Source organism: Burkholderia ambifaria AMMD, from assembly GCF_000203915.1.
GTDB classification, from domain to species: domain Bacteria; phylum Pseudomonadota; class Gammaproteobacteria; order Burkholderiales; family Burkholderiaceae; genus Burkholderia; species Burkholderia ambifaria.
Genome location: NC_008392.1, coordinates 418,884 through 439,163 on the forward strand (window position 1 = coordinate 418,884; position 20,280 = coordinate 439,163).

Annotated in this window: 3 protein-coding genes; all 3 read right to left on the minus strand. The window is 75.0% G+C overall.

The window, feature by feature from the left end; genetic code table 11:
• Window positions 1-9: 9 nt before the first annotated feature.
• From BAMB_RS33105 to BAMB_RS33115, 3 genes are read right to left on the minus strand one after another with little or no spacing between them, the layout of a single operon-like run.
• Complete coding sequence (locus BAMB_RS33105; RefSeq protein ID WP_011660809.1) at window positions 10-8,967, minus strand: type I polyketide synthase; 8,958 nt, start codon at window positions 8,965-8,967, stop codon at window positions 10-12.
• Window positions 8,967-15,032: a type I polyketide synthase gene (locus BAMB_RS33110; RefSeq protein WP_011660810.1), complete on the minus strand. Its 6,066-nt coding sequence runs from the start codon at window positions 15,030-15,032 to the stop codon at window positions 8,967-8,969. Before BAMB_RS33110 ends, BAMB_RS33105 begins: the two co-directional genes overlap by 1 nt.
• A complete protein-coding gene (locus BAMB_RS33115; protein WP_050812323.1) occupies window positions 15,032-20,257 on the minus strand; it encodes an SDR family NAD(P)-dependent oxidoreductase in 5,226 nt (1,741 codons plus the stop codon). The genes BAMB_RS33110 and BAMB_RS33115 overlap by 1 nt, the downstream gene beginning before the upstream one ends.
• Between the last annotated feature and the right edge of the window lie 23 nt (window positions 20,258-20,280).

Sequence of the window (20,280 nt, forward strand, 5' to 3'; positions counted from 1 at the left end):
TCGGGCTCCTCACAGCAATTTGTCGAGAACGTCGGCCAGTTCGCCTTCGTCCAGTTGATCGAGCGCGTCGGCAGGCGCGGCACGCGGCGTCGGCGCTGAAGCCGAGGCCGGGGCCCGAGCCGCCTGCGCGGGCCCCGCCAGCCAGTGCGCGAGGCTGTCGATATCGGGGTAGTCGAACATCACGGTGGCAGGCACGCGGGCCGCGAAACCCTCCTGCAGCGCGCGCTTGAGCTCGATCGCCATCAGCGAATCGAGACCCAGCTCGTGGAAGGACTTGTTCTGAGCGAGCGGCCGGGCCGCGTCGAGCGCCATGATCCGGCGCACGATGCCCACCAGGTGACGCCGCGCGATCTCGAGTCGGGCGTCCACGTCCACCGCCGCGGCAAGCTCGCGGGCGGCCTCGGCGGGCACTGCGCCGGCGGCGGCAAGCGCCTGCCGCGGCGCCGCCTGCGGATGCGCGGCGAACCAGTCCTCCACCAGGGCCGGCACGGCCGCGGCCGACGCGCGCCAGTCGCGGCCGAACACCGACCAGTCGACATCGGCGATCCCCACCTGGGCCTGCCCGCCCGCCAGCGCCCGGCCCAGTTCGCCGAGGGCCCGCTCCGGCGCCAGCCGGCGCAGGCCGCTGCCGGGCTCGCCGCGGGCGTTACGCGCGGCCATTCCCACGCCGCCCCAGCCCGGCCAGTTCAGCGACAGCGCAGGCAGGCCGAGCGCGCGGCGCGAGCGCGCCAGTTGATCCATGAAGCCGTTGGCGGCCGCGTAGTTGGCCTGCCCGGCCGAGCCCAGCAAGGAGGCCAGCGACGAATACAGCACGAAGGCGTCGAGATCGAGCCCGCGCGAGAGCTGGTGCAGGTTCCAGCTGCCGAGCACCTTGGCGCGCGCCACGCGCTCGAAGGCGCCGTCGTCGAGCGTGGCGAAGGCGCCGTCGGCGAGCACGCCCGCGCAGTGGAAGATGCCGCGCAGCGGACCGTCCCGCGCGGCATCCGCGAACAGGGCCGCGAGCGCGTCGCGATCGGCGATGTCGCAGGCGCGGTAGTCGACGCGCAGGCCGGTCGCCTCGCGCAGCGCGTCGAGCTGGCGCTCGATCGCCGCGTCGGCTTCGCGACGGCCGGTCAGCCAGACATGACGCACGCCCTCGTCGGCGAGCCAGTGGCAGGTCTCGGCCGCCAGGTCGCCGAGGCCGCCCGTCAGCAAGTAGGGGCCGTCGGCGCGGGGCTGCCACGACGCGAGCGGCGGCGCGGCGAGTTCGGTAACGCGGCGCACATGGCGGCGGCCGCCGCGCCAGGCGATGCACTCGCCGCGCGGCGAGCGCCATTCGGCCGCGAGCGCGGCGGCATCCGCCGGCGAGCCCTCCCCATCCACGTCGAGCAGCGTGACGGCGCGTCCCGGCCATTCGAGGCTCAGCGACTTGGCGAGGCCGAGCGCGAAGCCATGGAGCGGCGAGCCGCCCTGCCCGTCGAGATCGGCCTGGGCCTCCGACAGCAGGCCGAAGCGCACCGTGGCACCCGCCGCCTCGAGCGCGTCGCCGAGCCTGTCGGCGCGGCGCACGGCGCCCACCAGGCCCAGGAGCGGCATGCGCCAGGATTCAGCCGCGAGGTCCTGGTCCGCCGCCGGAGCCGCCGGCAGGCCAGCCAGCAGCACCGCCGGCTCGCTGCCCAGGGCCGCGAGCACGGCGGCGTCGTCAAGCCCGCTCGCATCGATGACCTCGCCCGAGGCGGCCAGCCAGGATCGCGCGGTCGTGCGCGCCGCCTCGTCGAGCAGCACCAGGCGCGGCGCGATGGACGGCGCCGTTTCATGCTCGACCCGGCGTTCGACCCAGTGCTCGACCAGTTGCGGCAAGGGCTCGGCCGCGCGGCGCAATTGCGCCGCGGCGGCGCGTCGCGTCAGCAGGCCCTCGACACGCAGGAACGGCGGCCGGCCCGCCTCGGCCACCTCCAGGTCGTGCACGAAGCTCGCGCCGTCGGCGCTCTCGCTGACGAGCCGCGTATTGGCGATCACCGGCGCCGGCGTGGATGCCGCGCGCGGCAGCACCACCAGTCGATCGATCGCGAACGGAATGGTCGCGCCGTTCATGTGGCTGTGGCCCGGCTGGTCGGCCAGCGTGGCCAGCGCGATGGTCTGGAACAGCGAGTCGAGCACGCCCGGCACCAGCGGCTGCCCCGCAGCCGGCCAGGCCAGTTCCGCGCGCGCCTGGCCGACGTGCTGCTCGATCGACAGCACGCCGCGGAACGCGCCGGCCAGGCCGATCTCGGTCCCATAGAGGCGGTCGTAGAAGGTCGCGCCGTCGAAGCGGGCCAGCGCCGCGCCGGCCGGCGCAACCGCGACCACGGCGGCGCTCGGCTCAAGCGCTTGCGCCTCGCGCGGCAGCGCGCGGGCCTCGGCGCGCAGGTGGCAGCGCGTGCGGCCCTCGCCGTCGGACAGCACCGCGACGCGATAGGCCGCGCCGCCGTCGCCGGCATCGGGCTCGGCATCGAACACGTAGCGCACCGCCTCGCTGTCGGCGCCGACGACCAGCGCCGTCTCGCAGACCACGTCGGCGAGCGTCCAGCCGCGCTCGCCGCGCAGCTCGCCCAACATCCCGACGATCAGCGCCAGATGCGCGGCGGCCGGCACCACGCGCTCGCCATGCACGAGGTGCTCGTCGAGCCGGAACGGCGGCCGGCTCGCGTAGTCGAGCGCGTAGATCACCTGGCGCGCGTCCCTGGCCGTCAGGCGCAGGCCAAGCTGCGCTGCGGGCCCGGGCGCCTCCACCTGCGCCTCCACCTGCGCCTCGGCCGCGCGCGGCGCGAGCCAGAAGCGCTGCCGGTCGAACGGATAGACCGGCACCTCGGGGCCACCATCGCGCGGCAGATCGGCGCCGACGCGCGGGCCGGTTTCGCCGCACGCCCCGGCGCCGGCTTCGGGGCTCATCTCGGCGAGCGCGGCCTCGATCGCGGCCAGCGCCTCGGCCGCGTTCGCGGCGGCGAAGCTGCGCGTGCAGGCGAGCCGCGCCCGGCGCGCGGCACCCGCGAGCAGCGCGCCGTAGCGCTGCGGCGGCAGCGTGGCAAGACGGTGGCGATAGGCCAGCAGATAAGCGCGCAGCGCCGCCGGGCTGGCCGCCGAGATGCGCAGCTCCGCGCCCGGTACCGGTACCTGTTCCTGCCCCTGCTGCTCCCGTGCCTCGACGCCGGCCGCAGCGGGCGCCGCCTCCAGCACCACATGCACGTTGGTGCCGCTGAACCCGAACGAGCTGACCGCCGCGTAACGCCCGGCACCGCGCCAGGCGGCCGTCGCGCCCGGGATCCGCATTGCGGCTTCATCGAGTTCGATCTCGGGATTGAGCCGCGTGAAATGCAGGTGCGGGACGATCATCTCGTGGCGCAGGCACAGCACCGCCTTGATGAAGCCGGCGATGCCGGCGGCCGCCTCGGCATGGCCGAGATTGGTCTTGACCGAGCCGATCCAGAGCGGCGCCTCGCGCCCGGGCGCCTCGCCGTACACGGCACGCGCCGCGGCGAACTCGATCGGGTCGCCTAGCGGCGTGCCGGTGCCGTGCGCCTCCAGCAGCCCGACCCGCGCGGGATCGAGCGCCGCATCGGCCAGCGCGTTGCGCAGCACGCGCTGCTGCGCCTGCCCGTTCGGCGCGGTCAGCCCCTGGCTGTGGCCGTCCTGGTTGGCGGCCGAGCCGCGCACCACGGCCAGCACCTCGTCGCCGGCAGCCAGCGCGTCGCCCAGGCGCTTGAGCACCACCATCGCACAGCCCTCGCTGCGCACATAGCCGTCGGCGGCCGCGTCGAAGGTCTTGCAGCGGCCGTCGGGCGCGAGCATCCCGCCCTTCGACAGCAGCACCGAGGTTTCCGCCGAGAGCAGCAGGTTCACGCCGCCCGCCAGCGCGATCGAGCACTCGCCGCGACGCAGCGCCTGTACCGCCAGGTGCAGGGCCATCAGCGACGAGGAACAGGCGGTGTCGACCGCCAGCGCCGGCCCCTGCCAGTCGAGCACGAAGGCGAGCCGGCCGGCCGTCACGCTGAGTGCGTTGCCGGTACTGTGGTGATGCGAAAGCGCCTTGGCGTCGGTCGCGAAACGGCGCGCATAGTCGTTCGGGCCGGGGCCGATGAACACGCCGCCGGCGGTGCCGCCCGCGCCGAAATCGTAGCCGGCGCGCTCGAGCGCCTCCCAGCTGGTCTCCAGCAGCAGGCGCTGCTGCGGGTCCATGCACTGCGCCTCGCGCGGCGTGATGCCGAACAGCTCGCAATCGAAGCGCTCGACGCCGTCGAGCACGCCGGCGCGCGTGGTGGTCAGCGCCCCGGCGCGCTGCAGCGCGGGCGCGTCCCAGCGCAGCGCGTCGATCTCGCCGATCAGGTCGCGGCTCTCCCTGAGCGCGGCCCAGAACGTCTCCGGCGAATCGATGCCGCCGGGGAAGCGGCAGCCGATGCCGATCACGGCGATGTCCTCGCGGCCGGCCGCGGCGGCGGCGCCATGCGCGGCCGGAGCCGGCTGCGCGCGCGGCGCCTCGGGCTGGCCGAGCGCCAGGTAGCGGGCCAACTGGCCGACCTGCGGGAAATCGAACAGCAGCCGCGAGGGCAGCTCGCGGCCGAGCCGCCGCACCAGCTGGTCGCGCAACTCGACCAGCGTGATCGAGTCCATGCCGAGCGCATGCAGGGTGTCGTGGGCGCCGATCGCGCCCGGGTCGGGCAGGTCGAGCACCTCGGCGATCGATTCGCGAAGCAAGGCGCCGGTCTCGGCCGGCGTTGGCGCGCGAGCCTCGGCGACGACGCGTGCCGGCGCGGCCGCCGGCTTGGCCGCAGTAACCGCAGCCGCCGCGGGGAACGTCGCCACGAAGGCCTGCAGCAAGGGCCGCGCGGCGGATCGCGGATTGGCAGCCACGCGCGCCCAGTCGAAGGCCGCCACGATCGCTTGCGGTCCCGGCTGCGCGAACCAGCGCGCGGCGCTCGCGAGTAGCCGCGCCGGCTCGATCGCGCCCACGCCGGCACGCTGCAGGTGGCGCGCCGCGCGTGGGTCGGCCGCCATGCCCTCGCCGGCCACCGCGCCCAGGCACAGGCTCAGCGCGGGCCGCCCCTCGGCGTGGCGCCGGCGCGCGAGCGCGTCGAGCGCGGCGTTGGCGGCCGCGTAGTTGGCCTGCCCCGGCGCGCCGAGCACGCCCGAGATCGAGGACAGCATCAGGAAGAAATCGAGTTCGAGCTCGCGACAGGCCGCGTCGAGCCGCCACGCGCCCTCGACCTTGGCCTCGAACACGCGGCGGAACGCATCGGCATCGAGCCGCGCATGGGCCGCGTCGGCCACCTGGCCCGCCGCATGGACCAGGCCCGCCAGCGGTGCATGCTCGCGCGCCAGTTGCGCGAACAACCGTTCGACCGAGGCGGCATCGGCCAGGTCGGCGGCGATCACGCTCAGGCGCGCGCCATGCGCCTCGGCCAGCGCACGCAGGCCCGGCGGCTCGGCATCGGGGCCGCGGCGCGAACTGAGCACGACGTCGCGCGCGCCCGCCTCGATCAGCGCACGCGAGAACAGCGCACCGAGCGCGCCGGTGCCGCCCGTGACCAGATAGCTGCGATCGGCGCGCAGGCTCGGCGCGGCCACATTCGCCAGTGGCGTGGCGGCGACGAGCCGCGGCAGCCGCGTGCCCGCGGCGCTGACCCAGCGCTCGGACTCGACGCCGCGCGCGGCGGCCAGTTCGCCGGCCAGCGCGGCGGCACGGGCCTCGGCATCGAGCGCGGCATCGACGCCGATCATGCCCAGGCGCAGCTCGGGCGCCTCCTCGTGCAGCGAGCGGCACAGCGCCGCCAGCGCTGCGGCCAGCGGCCGATAAGCGCCGGCCTCCATCTCGCCGACGCAATGCAGCGCCGGGCGCCGCGCGGCGGGCATCGCCTCGATGGCCGCGACCAGCGCCAGCAGCGCGACCAGCGGCGCGGGCTCGGGCGCCTGCGTCGATGCCGGCTCGCCAGGCCATACCAGCACCGCGTCGAAACTCGACAGATCGCCGCCCAGCGCGGCGATGCCGACCGGCGTCAGCGACCGGCCGACCGTCACCGCCGCGCCGCCGCGAGTCAGGCAGGCATTGAGCGCATCGGCTTGCGCTACCTCGCCGGCGAACAAAAGCCAGCGGCCGGTCGGCGGCCCGGCCGGCGCCGCCACCGGCGCGTCGATCCAGTCGAGCGCGTAATCGAGCGCCGGTTCCCGATCCTCAGGGCTGCCAACCATGCCGGCAGCGCGCGCGGCACGCGGCGCGGCATCGGGCAGCCAGTAACGCTGCCTCTGGAACGGGTAACCCGGCAGGGCCGGGCGCGCATCGTCGCGCGCCATGCCGCGCGGCCAGCGCAGCGGCAGGCCGGCCAGGTAGACGGCGCGCAGGGTCTCGGCGAACGAACCCTGGTCGTCGCGCGGGCGCAGCAGGCCGCGCCACTGCGCGCCATCGGCGCCGGCCATCTGCCGCGCCATGCCGATCAGTTGCTCGTTGGGGCCGATCTCGATCGCCAGCCGCGCCGGCGCCTCACGCCAGCCCGGGTCGGCGCCCAGCGCGGCCACCGCGGCGTCGAAGCGCACCGCCTCGCGCACATGGGCGACCCAGTAGTCGGGATCGGTCAGCTCGCCGGCGGCGAGCCGGCCCAGCGCCGTCGAGACGAAGGCGATACGCGGCGGCGAGAAACGCGTCTGCCGCACCACCTCGGCGAACTCGGCGAGCATCGGCTCCATCATCGGCGAATGGAAGGCATGCGAGACCGCCAGCGGCACGCAGCGCACCTCCGCCTCGCGCGCGGCGTTCGCGAGGCGCTCGATGGCCTCGGCCGGCCCCGCGTAGACCAGGCTGGCCGGGCCGTTCGCCACCGCCAGCGTGGCGCCTCCGCCAGCGGCACGCGCCAGCGTGGCGGCGCGCGCCGGATCGGCCAGCAGCACCAGCATGCCGCCCGGTGCGCAGCGCTGCTCCATCAGTCGGCCGCGCTGGACGATCATGCGCGCGGCGTCGTCGAGTTTGAACACACCGGCCAGCACCGCCGCCGCGTACTCGCCGATGCTGTGGCCGAGCACGTAGCGCGGCGTCAGGCCGAAACCCAGCAGCGTGTGCGAGAGCGCGTACTGCAGCGCGAAGATCGCCGGCTGCGTGTAGCGCGTGCTGTTGAGCGCGCCGGCCTCGCCGCGGATCACCGGCAGCACCGATTCGCCGAGATGCGGCGCGAGCGCGCGATCGGCCGCGTCGAGGCAGGCGCGGAAGGCCGGCAGCGTGTCGTACAACAGGATGCCCATGCCGGCATATTGCGAGCCCTGCCCCGTGAACAGCCAGGCCATCGCGGCCGCGTCGGGCGCCGGCGCATCGGCCTCGAGCGCCGCCTCGGCGGCCGCCGCCGCGAGCTGCTCGAGCAGCGTCTCGCGATCGCGCGCGACGAAGCCGGCGCGATGCGCGTAATGCGCGCGCCCGGCATTGAGCGCCTCGCAGGCGGCGGCCCAGTCGGGCACCTCGCGGAAATAGGCGTGGCAGCGCGCCAGCAACTCGCGCAGCGCCGCCGGATCCTTCGCCGACAAGCCGACGAAACGCGCCACCGCCTGCGTTGCCGCGGCGCCCGCGGCTTCGGCCCGGGCCGGCACCGCGCTGACCGGGTCCTGCAGGATCAGGTGCGCATTGGTGCCGCTGAAGCCGAAGCTGCTGACACCGGCGTAGAACGGCGCGTCGGGGCCGTAGGCGATCGGCGTGGACTCGCTCACCACCGCGACGCCACCCGAGGACCAGTCGACATGCGGCGTCGGCGTGCCCAGGTTGATCTGCGCGGGCAGCAGCCGATGGCGCAGCGCGAGCACGGTCTTGATCACGCCGGCCACGCCGCTGGCGGCCTCGAGATGGCCGATATGGGCCTTCAGCGCGCCGATCAGCACCGGCCGCCCGGCCTCGCGGCCGGCGCCGAGCGCCTGCTGCAGCGCCTTGATCTCGATCGGGTCGCCGAGCGCGGTGCCGGTGCCGTGCGCCTCGACATAGCCGATCGCGCCGGGCGCGAGCCTGGCGCGCTTGAGCGCGGTGGCGATCAGTGCCTGCTGCGCATAGCCGTTCGGCACCGTTAGCCCGCTGCTCGCGCCATCCTGGTTCACGTGGCTGCCGCGGATCACGGCGAGGATCCGGCAGCCCTGCGCGAGCGCGTCGTCGAGCCGCTTGAGCACCAGCATTCCGCAGCCCTCGCCGCGCACCAGCCCGTCGGCCTCGGCGCTGAACGGGCTGCAGCGCCCGCTGGCGCTGAGCACCTTGTTCTGCGCCAGCGCGATCGAGGGCTCGGGCGTCAGCAGGCAGTTCACGCCGCCGGCCAGCGCGGTGTGGCATTCCTCGTTGAGCAGGCTGCGCACGGCCTGGTGGATCGCCACCAGCGAGGACGAGCAGGCCGTGTCGATCGCCAGTGCCGGCCCGTTGAAGCCGTAGTGATAGGCCAGCCGGCCGGCGGCCGAATTCATCGAGGTGCCTGTGATCGACCAGGCATCCTGGCTGTCGCTGCGCGCCTTGTCGAAGGTCATCACCGCGTATTCGCCCGAGCTGATGCCGACGAACACGCCCACCGGCTGCTCGCGCAGCGCCGTGACCGGCAGCTCGGCATCCTCCAGCGCGCGATGGCTGACCTCGAGCAGCAGCCGCTGCTGCGGATCCATGCGCTGCGCCTCGCGCGGCGAGATGCCGAAGAAGCGCGCGTCGAAGTGGTCGACCTCGTCGAGGTAGCCTGCGCGGCGCGCATAGGTCTTGTAGGGCGTGCCCGGCGTCGCGTCGTAATACGCGTCGAGATCCCAGCGCCCGGGCGGCACCTCGGCGAGCGCCTCGCGCCCATCGCGCAGCAGCTCCCAGAGCGCCTCGGGGGAATCGGCACCGGGCACGCGGCAGCCGATCCCGACGATCGCCACGGGCTGGTCCAGCCGCGCCGACAACGCCTGGATCTTCTGGATGCCCTGGCGGATGGCATCACGCTGCCTGGCCAGCAGCTCGCGGTCTTTCGAGTCCATCAACGGTCCTCCAGCAGCGCCTGCATCGTCTGCAGCTCGCGTTCGATTTCATCGGTCACGGCATCGCCGGCGGCGTCGCTCGCGGTGGGGGAGACAGTGGCGGCCAGCGGGCCGGCGGGCGGCGGCGCGTCGGTCGCGTCCGGATGCGTGGCATCGGCGGCACTGAAGGCGCTGGTGGCACCAGTAGCCCCAGCGTTACCGGTGCTGCCGGCAGCGGCCGGCGCGGCCGCGTAGAGCGCCTTCAGGCGCGCCGCGAGCCAGCCGCGCAAGCGCGCCGGATTCGCGTTGTCAAACACGTCGACCGAGGACACCGGCAAGCCGACGCGCGCGCCGAGCTTCTCGGCGAACGACAGGGTCAGCAGCGAATCCATGCCGAGATCGTGGAAGCCCGTGCCGGCGTAGGCCGCGAAGTTGCCCGACAGGCCCAGCACCTCGCGCAGCAGCGCGTGCAGCAGTTCGTCGAGCATCGACTCGCGGTAGCCGGCCGCCGCGTAGGCACGCCGGAACGCGGCCGCGCCATCGGCGGCCTTGGCACCGGCCGCACCGCCGTCGGCGGGCGTGCCGAGTTCGGCGAACAGCGCGTCGAGCCAGCCGTGGCGGTAGATCGGCCGGAAGCGGGCCCAGTCGATGTCGAGTAGCGCGATGCCGGCGCGCGGCAGCGGCGCGGCGAGCCAGCCGGCCAGCTCGCGCAGCGTGAAGCTGCGCACCCCGACGCGCGCCGCGGCGGCCTTGCCGGCCGCGTCGAGCATGCCGCCGTCGATCGGGCCCAGGTGCACGATCGAGGCCGGCAGCCCGCGCGCGCGGCGCCATTCGACGACGCGCTCGGCGAAGTGATTGGCCAGCGTGTAGTGGGCCTTCTCGCGCGCGCCCCACAGTGCGAGCATGGTCGAGAGCACGGTGAAGGACTTCAGCGACGGGCCGGCATGCCGGTGCAGATGCCAGGTGCCGGCCAGCTTCGCGTCGACCACCTCGCGCAGTTCCCCGCGCCCGCTCGCGGCCAGCGCCAGGCTGCCGCCCACCCCGGCCGCGTGGATCAGGTGCGAGACCGCCACGCCCTCGGCGACCAGCCGCGCGAACAGCGCCGCGACCTGCGCCTCGTCAGCGAGATCGGCGGCCAGCGCGATCACGCGCGCGCCGCGTTCGCGCAGCGCGGCGAGCTGCGCCTCGCGCTCGGGACCGCCGACCTGGCGCCCGACCAGCACCAGCGTCTCGACGCGCGCGGCCAGCGTGTCCGCCAGCGCCAGGCCGATGCCGCCGAAACCGCCCGTGATCAGCACCGTGCCGTCGAAGGCAGCGCCGCCGGCCAACGACGAAGCACCGAGCGCGCCGGCATCGAGCGGCCGCAGGCGCGGCACATGGGGCCGGCCGCCGCGCAGCGCGAAGCAGCGCAGCTCGCCCGGCTCGCGCCAATGCGCGATGAGCGAGGCGAAATCGGCCGGCTCGGCCTCCAGATCGACCAGGCCGGCGACGCGGCCCGGGAATTCCAGCGCGGCGCACTTGAGCACGCCGGCCGCCACCGACTGGCCGAGCCCGTCGACGCGGTCGGCATCGACGGCGCGCTCGGCCTGGCGCGTCACGCACCAGAGGCGCGCGCCGGGCGCGGCCTCGGGGCCGAGCCAGCGCCGGCACAGCGCGATCATGGCCTCGTACTGCGCGGTGGCCGCCGCGACGGGATCGGCGTTGTCGCGCTCGCCGGCATCGGCGAAGCAGACGATGTGCTGGTAGCTTTCGCGCGCCGGATCGGCCTCCAGCGCCTCGGCCCAGGACAGCTCGCGGCACGCGATCCGCTCGTGCGCGAGCTGCGCGACGCAGCCGACGCCCTGCCCGTCGTGCACCACCAGCCAGTGCTCCGCGCGATCGACGGCCGAGGCCTGCGCGACGATCAGCGCCTCGGCGCTGGCCTCGCTCGGCGGCAGGCCGAGCGTATGCTCGAAGCCGGCCAGGGCCAGTTGCCGCTCCCATTGCGCGACCGACAGCACCGGGTAGTCGGCGCGCAGCGCGTGGTCCTCGAAGCGCCACCAGCCCTCGGTCATCCCGAAGCTTAGGTCGGCGCTGAGGCGCTGCGCCGTGCACTCGCGCAGCAGCAGGTAGCCGCCCGGCGCCAGCAGCTCGCGCACCTGGCGCAGCGTGTCGGCGATCGAGCGCGTCGCATGCAGCACGTTGGCGGCGATCACCAGGTCGAACTCGCCGGCCGTGAAACCCTGGTCGGCGATCGGCTGCTCGATGTCGAGCAGGCGGTAGTCGATGAAGCCCTCCTCGCCGAAGCGCGGCCGCGCGCGTTCGAGGAACAGCGGCGAGACGTCGGTGTAGCAGTAGCGCGCCACCGGCAGGCCGCGCAGCGCGTCGAGCACGGTGCGCGAGGTGCCGCCCGTGCCGGCGCCGATCTCGACGATGCGCAGCGGCCGTTGCGCGGCGAGCCGCGCGGCCCATTGCGCGAGCTGGCCGTTCAGCACGCGCGCGATCGGCGAATCGACGTAGACGGCCTCGCTGCCGTCGAACGCGGAACCGCCGAACAGCACCTCGAGCGGATTGCGCCGGCCGCGCAGCACCTCGGGCAAGGCGGCGGCGCAGCGGCGCAGGAATTCGGTCTCGCCGTGGAACTGTGGGAACGCCGCGGCGACGCCGTCGAGCCGCGCGGCGCCCGCCGCGAGTGCAACGGCGTCGCCGCGCGCGCGCACCGCGAGCAGGTGCGCGAACAGCCGCTGCTGGGCCGGCGCGACGTCGGCGGCTTCCATGTCGGCGCCCTCGTGCCCGAGATCGGCTAGCGTGTCGGCCACGATGCCGGCGCAGGCCTGCTCGATCTGCCCGCGATAGGCGTCGTAGCTGTCGAGCCCGAAGCGCGCGGCCCAGGTGGCCGAAGCCTCGAGCCCATCCAGCGCGTCCGGGGCCGGCAGCGCCGCATGCATGGGCGCGGCGGCGCGCGCCGGCCACTCGACGGCTTCCCAGCCGGTCTCGTGGAACGGCGCGGCGCGCTGTGCCCCCTGCACGCGCCGGAACAGCACCTCGCGCAACCGGCCGACCGGCGCACCTTCGGCATCGGCCAGCATGATCGTGAAGCGATAGCCCTCGTCGCAAGCCTCGCGCACCAGCCGCACGCGCAGGCGCTCGGGCAAGGCCACGGCGGGCGGCAGCACCACCTCGCCCACCCCGGCCAGCAGGAACAGGCCGTCGTCGACCTCGCGCGTGGCGGCGCTGGCCTGCAGGCAGGCATCGATCAGCAGGGCGGCACGCTGCGTCGCGTCGTGGCTGGCGCCCCGCGGCGGGCCGACCTCGGCCTCGCTGCGCGCGCCCCGCACGCGCAAGGCGGCGAGGCAGCGGAAATCCTCGCCGAGCACGATGTCGCCGGCCTGGTGGCGCGCATAGAGTGCACCGACATCGAGTTCGTGCCAGCCCTCGGCGGGCCAGTCGCGGCCTTCGGCCTCGACCTCGGCCGGCGGCGCGTCCTGCGCATCCGTCGTCTCGGCGAGGCGGCAGGCGGCGCTCGCATGCTCGACCCAGGGCGCCGCCGCATCGTCGGCCGGCCGGCCCCACAGAGCGACGCGCGCGCCCTCGCCCGGCGCATCGACCTGGACCAGGTAATCGCAGGCGGCCGCGTCGAGATCGAAGGGGCGCCGGAAGCGCGCGTCGCTGAGCGTCACCGCCGCGCCGCGCGCATCGGCCGCCGCCGTGCGCATCAGTTCGAGCAGCAGCGAGGCCGGCAGCAGACGATGCCCCTGCACACGGTGGCCGTCGATGAAATCGAGCCAGGCCGTGGCCGTGCGCAGGCGGCAGCTCACGCGGCCGTCGGGCTGCGCCAGGCGATCGCGCACCAGCGGATGGATCGCGCTTTCGCTCTCGCGCGGCGCGTCGGCGCCGGCCAGTGCCGCGTCGATGCGAGGCGAGCGGAAGCTTCGGCGTGCGAAGGGCCGGCGCGGAAAGTCGCGGACCACGCGATGGCGTCGCGCATCGAGCGGCGTCCAGTCGATCTCGATGCCGGCCGTGAAGAGCGCGGCAAGCGTCGTGCGCAGTGCGGCCTCGTCGTCGAGGCGCAACCAGCGGGTCGACGACGAGGCCGGCAAGGCAAACGGCGGCGCGCCGAGCGCGAGCACCTCCGCGTCCTCGAACAGCTCGGCCGCTGCCGCCTCTGCGGCAATGACCTCGCCGGCGGCCGTCTCGCTGGTGGAAAAGCCGCGCAGCGCGTCGCCGGCCGTCTCGTCCAGGTAGGCGAGCCCGGTGGGCTCGGCATGCTGCCAGAGCCAGGCGCGCACGAAGGCGGGCGCGATGCCGCGCAGCACCACCCGATCGGGGAACAGGCCGAAGCCGGCGCAGCGCGCCAGCCAGCCGCGATGCAAGGCGGCCAGCGCGGCCGGGTCGGCCGTGCCGGCCGGCAGGTCGGCGCTCGACAGGTAGAGCACGATGCGGCCCGGCGCGCGCCGCGGCGCGCGCTCGGCCAGCGCGCGCCTTAGCCGCGCGGCCAGCTCGGCGCCGTCGCGCCCGGTCACGGCGATCCGCTCGCCGAGCGCGACGCGCCGGCAGGTCGAGGTTTGCGCGATCGCGGCCAGCTCGGCTGCGGGCTTGCCGGCCAGGTAGGCGGCCACTTCCTCGACATGACGACCCAGCGCCTCGGGCGTCTTCGCGCTCAGCGCGAGCACGTGCAGGCCGCCCGGCGGCTCGGCCGCCGGCTCGCCCTCCTCGGCCGCCAAGGGCGCCGCCGCGACGATCGCGTGCGCGTTGGTGCCGCTGAAGCCGAAGCTGCTGACGCCGGCCAGCCAGGGCCGCCCGTCGGCGGGCCGCAGCGGCGTGGGCTGCCGCACCACCTTGAACTTCGCGGTATCCCAGCCGATCGCGGGATTCAGCGTCTCGAAGCCGGGCTGCGGCGGCGCCTCGCCGTGGCGCACCACCAGCATCGCCTTGATCAACCCGGCCAGACCCGCCGCGGCCTCGAGATGGCCGAGGTTCGCCTTCACCGCGCCGATCACGAGCGGGCGGCCCGCCTCGCGCGCCTCGCCGTAGACGTCGGCGATCGCATGCGCCTCGATCGGATCGCCAAGCCGCGTGCCGGTGCCATGGGCCTCGGCGTAGTCGACCTCGGCGGGCGCCACGCCGGCGCGCCGCAGCGCCGCGCGGATCACCGCGCGCTGGGCCGAACCGTTGGGCACGGTCAGGCCGCTGCTGTGGCCGTCGTGGTTGATCGCCACGCCGCGGATCACGGCGTGGATGCGGTCGCCGTCAGCCTGCGCGTCGGCCAGGCGCTTGAGCACCAGCACCGCGCAGCCCTCGCCGCGCACGTACCCCTTGGCGCGCGCGTCGAAGGTATGGCAGTCGCGCTCGGTGCTCAGCATCCGTGCGCGCGAGAAGTTGATGCCCGCGTGCGGCGTCAGCATCGCGTTGACGCCGGCCGCCAGCGCCAGGCCGCATTCGCCCAGCTGCAGGCGCCGGCAGGCCTCGTGCACGGCCACCAGCGAGGACGAGCAGGCGGTGTCGATCGACAGCGAGGGGCCGCTGAAGTCGAAGAAGTAGGACAGCCGCCCGGCCGCCATGCTCAACGAGTTGCCGGAGGCCACGTAGGGATTCGCGTGGGCGGGATCGGCCAGCAGCGCCATGCCGTAATCCTGGCTGCCGATCCCCACCACCACGCCGGTATCGCTGCCGCGCAGCCGGCCGATGTCGTAGCCGGCATCCTCGAGCGCGAGCCAGCTCTGTTCGAGCAGCAGCCGCTGCTGCGGATCGAGGTTCTCGGCCTCGAGCGCGGACAGGCCGAAGAATTCGGCGTCGAAATCGTAGATGTGCTCCAGCAGTCCCGCATACGGCGTCACCAGCTTGCCGGCGGCGGCATAGTCGGGATCGACGAACTGGCGGTTGCTCCAGCGTTCGGGCTCGACCTCGATCACCCCGCTGCGGCCTTCTCGCAGCAGCGCCCAGTAGCTGTCGAGATCGGTCACGCCTCCGGGAAAGCGCAGCGACACGCCGACCACCGCCACCGCCACCGCCTCGTGATGGCCTTGCTCGGCCTGCGCGAGCCGCGTCTTCAGTTCGCGGATCGTCTGGATCGATTGCAGCAGCAGGTCCTTGTCCATGTCCGTCATCAAAGTGCTCCGCGTGATTCGAGACCGCCGAGCTCGTGCGCGAGGATCCGGGCGAGTTCGGCGGCACTGTGGTCCCCCAGCGATGCGTCGGCCGCGGCGTTCGCCAGCTGCGCCGGCGCGGCCACGATGGCCGGCGCGAACAGCTCGGCCAGCGCACCGCGCGCGAGGCAGTCGGCGACGGCGGCCACCGTGGGGTGATCGAAGGCGATGGTGGCCGGCAGCGCGGCGCCGAATTCGCGTTCGAGCTGCCGGTGCAGCACCGTGGCGTGCAGCGAATCGATGCCGATCTCGGCAAAGCCGTCGGTATCGGTGATCGCGGCGGCGTCGCGCCCGATGCAGGCGGCGACGATCTCGCGCAGCCGCGCGCGCAGGGCACGCCGGCGCCGCTCGGGCGGCACCTCGGCGAGCCGCTCGGCGAACGAGGGCGGCTCGGCCGGCGCGCCGCCATCGCCCAGCAGCCCGGCCCACAGCGGCGCCGGCGCGTAGGTGGCCGCATGGCGCCGCCAGTCGAGATCGAACACGCCGACGCAGGCTTCCTGGCCCGCGCCGGACGCGAGCCGCGCCGACAGCACGCGCAGATAGTCGTCGGCGCCGCGCGCGGCCAGGCCGATCGCGCGGTACTGGGCGGCCAGCGCCTCGCCGCCGCGCGCCGCCATGCCGACGCCGGCCCACGGCCCCCATTGGATCGCCAGCGCGGGCAGGCCGAGTGCGCGGCGCCGTTCGACCACGGCCTCGGCCAGCGCATTGGCCAGCGCGTAGGCGGCTTGCCCCGGCTGGCCGAGCAGCGCCGACAGCGAGGAGAACACCACGAAGTGATCGAGCGGCTGGCCCAGCGTGGCGCGGTGCAGATGCCAGGCGCCGGCGCCCTTGGGCCGCAGCACCTCCCGCGCCGCGTCCCAGGCCTGCGCCGCGAACGGCTGGTCGTCGAGCACGGCGGCGCAATGGAACACGCCGGCCAACGGCGTGCCGCCGAGCGTGGCCCGCAGCGCCTCGCGCAAGGCCTCGGGATCGTCGAGGCCGAGGTCCAGCGTGTCGATGCGCGCGGCGTGGCGTCGAGCCAGGCGCTCGAGCGCGGCTGCTTCGGCGGCATCGGGCGCGCGGCGGTTCAGGCTGACGACATGACGCGCGCCTTGTTCGAGCAGCCAGCCGAGCACGCGCGCGCCGACCCCGCCGAGCCCGCCGCTGACGAGATAGGCATGCGCGTCGCGCGCGCGGAACGCGGCGGCAGGCAGCGGCGCGGCGGCGGCCAGGCGCGGCACCACGAGGCCCGCGCGCGTGAGCCGGCAAGCCGGTTCGCGGATCGCGAGCAGCGCATCGAGATGGGCGTCGAGCAGGCTGTCGAGCCCGGCCTCGCCAAGGCCCGGTTCGCAGTCGAGCCAGGTGAGGGCCGGCCCCGCGCGCTCCTTGTCGACGCAGGCCAGCACCGCCGGCCAGCGCGGTTGCGCGGCGCCGCTCACGAGCACCGGCGGGGCCTCGGCCGGCAGGCTCGCGAGCGCGGACCAGCCGTGGCCGAGGCGCTCCAGCCAGGCCGTGTCGAGCGCCGCGTCGGGCCAGGCGGCGCCGTCGCCGAGACGCAGCACGATGCGCTCGAAGCGACCGTGCGCGGCTGTCTGCGCGGCCAGCACCGCCGCCAGGCCGAGGCCCGGGGCCGGCTCGCCGTCGGCCTCGATCACGCGGATGCCGCGCGCGCGCATCGCCTCGATCAGGCCGCGATCCAGCGCGTCGTACAGGGGATCACCGGCCGCGACCGGCATGCGCAGCACCAGCACCTGCCGCATCGCGACGGCGGCCGGGGCCGCGAACGGCGCCCAGCGCGTCACGTAGCTGGCCGGCGCGAGGCTCGCCGGCGCGGCACCGAAGGCCTGCGCGAGCCCGCTGCTGGCCGACAGCGGGCGCGCCGAGTACCAGCAGCGCACCCGCGCGAACGGCGCGCCGGGCAGGCGCCGCGAGGGCCGCTCCTCGCCGCGCTCGACGATCACGTGCGCATTGGTGCCGTTGAAGCCGAAAGCGCTGACGGCGCCCAGCACGCGCCCGTCACCGCCGAGCGCGCGCGCGCCACGCGGGATCTCGATCCGCTCGCTGGTCTCGATGAACGGGTTCGGCGTGACGTAGTGCCGCTGCGCGGGCGCGATGCGCGCACGCAGGCTCAGCACCAGCTTGAGCAGGCCGGCCAGCCCCGAGGCGGCCTCGGTATGGCCGATGAAAGACTTCAGCGCGCCGAGCACCAGCGGTGTGGCGCGCGGCGCATCGTCGGCGTAGACGGCGCGCAGCGCGTGGTATTCGATCGGGTCGCCGAGCGCGGTGCCGGTGCCGTGCGCCTCGACCAGCGCCACCTCGTGCGCGGCCACGCCGGCGTCGCGCAGCGCGGCGCGCATCACGCGCTCCTGGGCCGCGCCGCTCGGCGCGGTCAGTCCGCTGCTGCGGCCGTCGTGGTTGACCGCGCTGCCGCGGATCACGGCATGGATCGCGTCGCCGTCGGCGCGCGCGTCGGCCAGCCGCTTGAGCACCATCACCACGCAGCCCTCGGCGCGCACGTAGCCGTCGGCGCGTGCGTCGAACGCGGCGCAGCGGCCCTGCCGCGACAGCGCGCGCGCCTTACCGAGCAGCACGAAGGTGTCGGGCGAGACCAGCGCGTTGACGCCGCCGACCACGGCCAGCCGGTTGCGGCCGCCCCGCAGGTGCTGCACCGCTGCGTCGAGCGCGACCAGCGAGGACGAGCAGGCGGTGTCGTGGCAGATCGCCGGGCCGTCCAGACCGAACAGGTGGGCGACGCGCCCGGCGATGATGTTCATCGACTGGCCGGTCGACATCAGCCCGGCATCCTCGCCGTCGGCCACCGAGCGGCACAGCGGGCCGTATTCGTTCTGGCCGATGCCGAAGAACACGGCCGCGTCGAGCGCGTCGGCGGCGCTGCCGTCGAGCCGCGCAGCGGGATCGATGCCGACGTCCTCGAAGGCGCGCCAGGTGGTCTCCAGCGCGAGCCGCTGCTGCGGGTCCATGAAGCAGGCCTCGCGATGCGAAAGACGAAAGCGCGCGTGGTCGAACTGCTCCAAGTCGTCGAGGAAGCCGCCCGCGAGGCTGTAGGCCTTGCCCGGCGCATCCTCGTCGGACAGGTAGCGCGCGAGGTCAAAGCGCGCGGCGGGCCTCGACTCGACCGGGTCGAGCGCGACGGCCTCGGCCTGCATCAGTTGGGCCCACAGCGCGTCAGGGGAATCGGCGCCGGGCAGCCGGCAGGCCATGCCGACGATCGCGATCGCACCCTCGTCGGCATCGGCGGCACGGGCGCTGGCGGCGCCCACCCGCGCGAGCGCCACCGCCGGGCGCGGATTGGCGTGCGCCCAGGCCTGCGCCAGCGACTCGGCCAGCGCGCGCAGGTTGGCATGATCGAACACCACGGTCGGGCGGCAAGGCACGCCTAGGCGCTGGCGCAGCTTCTGGCTCAGCTCGATGCTCAGCAGCGAGGTCAGTCCGAGTTCCTGCATCGGCCGCGCCTCGCCGCGCTCGGGCAGCGCCGCGCCGGTCAGCTCGGCCACCAGTTCGCGCAGCAGGGCCAGCGTTGCCCCGGCCTGACCGAAATCCTCGGCGGCGGAAGGCACGGCGTCGAGCGGCGGCGCGGCACCGGATGCCGTCGCGCAAGCCGCCGACGCAGCGGCGCTCAGGGCAGCGAACGGACGCAGATGCTTGGCCACCGCGACCTGCTCGGCATAACACGGCCAATCGACATCCACGATCTGCCGCGTGGCGCCGGCGATGCCGGGCTGGCCGAGCGCCTGCGCCAGCGCGGCGAGCCCGAGCCCCGGCGCGAGCGCGCGCAGCCCGAGCGCGCCGAAGCCTTGCTGCCGCTGCCGGACCATCATGCCGACCTCGGCCCACGGCCCCCAGGCCAGGCTGCGCGTGCGGCGTCCCTCGGCCTCGCGGCGCTCGGCCAGCGCGTCGAGAAAGCGGTTCGCCATCGCGTAGGGTGCCATCTGCGCGGTGCCCCAGCGGCCGGCGACCGACGAAAAGTAGACCTGGAAATCGAGCGCGTCCTCGCGCGTCAGCTGATCGAGATGCAGCGCGCCGAAGGCCTTGGCGCCGACGATGCGCGCGATGTCGTCGCGCGTGAGGCGCGCCAGCGCGATCCGTTCGTTGCTGCCGGCCGCGTGGAAGATGCCGCGCAGCGGCGGGCCGCTGCGGCGGATATCGTCGAGCGCCGCGCCGAGCGCGGCCCGGTCGGCGGGATCGGCCGCGACCAGAATGACGCGTTCGTCCCGGCCGGCGGCGCGCCGTCGCGCGGCCAGCCATGCCGCCGCCTCGGGCGCGGCGGGGGCGCGCCGCCCGAGCACCACCACGCGCCCCGCGCCGCGCGCGAGCAGGTCGTCGACCAGCACGGTGCCGATGCCGCCCGTGCCGCCGGTAACCAGGTAGCTGGCCTCGGACGAGGGCACGAAGGGCGCGCGCGGCGCCTCGGACACGCGTTCGAGCACGGGCAGGTAGCGCTGGCCGGCGCGATAGGCGACTTCGTCGTCGCTGCCGCCCGGGTCGCGGGCGATCTCGTCGAAGGCACGTTCGAGCGAGGAGGGCGCCTCGTCGAGATCGAGGCAGCCGCCCCAGGCGGCCGGCAGTTCGAGCGAGAGCGTGCGGCCCAGCGCGGCCAGCGGCGCCAGCGCCGGGTCGGCCGGCAGGCGATCGTCGGGCAGGCACTGGGCGCCGCGCGTGACGAACCACAGGCGCGCCGGCGCCACTTGGCCGGCCACCGCGGCGGCCAGCGCCAACGCGGTGCCCCAGTGCGCGGCCAGCGTCACTGCATCCGGCTCGCCGCGGGCCGCCGCGCCATGGGCATCGCCGCCGACGGCAAGCACGATCGCGTCGAACGGCCCCGAGGCCTGCGCGAGCCGCATCAGTTGCGCGGCGAGTGCCTCGGGCGCCCAACCGGTGTCGGGATCGAGCGTCGCCCTCGCCGTCACGCAGGAGGCGATCGCGGCGCAGCCGGCCGGCGGCCAGGCGGCGTCGCGCCAATTCAGCAGCAGCACGCGCGGCGCGCCGGCTCGGCCCGGGTTCATCGCGGCGAGGGCCGGCGGCGCGATCTGCCAGCGCGTCTCGTAGGCCAGCCCTGAAATGTCTGCCGGCGCGGCATCCGCCCGCTCGTCGGGCCGCAGTTGCAGGATCTCGTCGCGCATCGCACGCGCGAGCGCCTGCAACTGCGGCTTCGACAGTTGTTCGATCCGATCGAGAAAATGTGCCACGGTCCTCCCCATGCCGGCTGCCT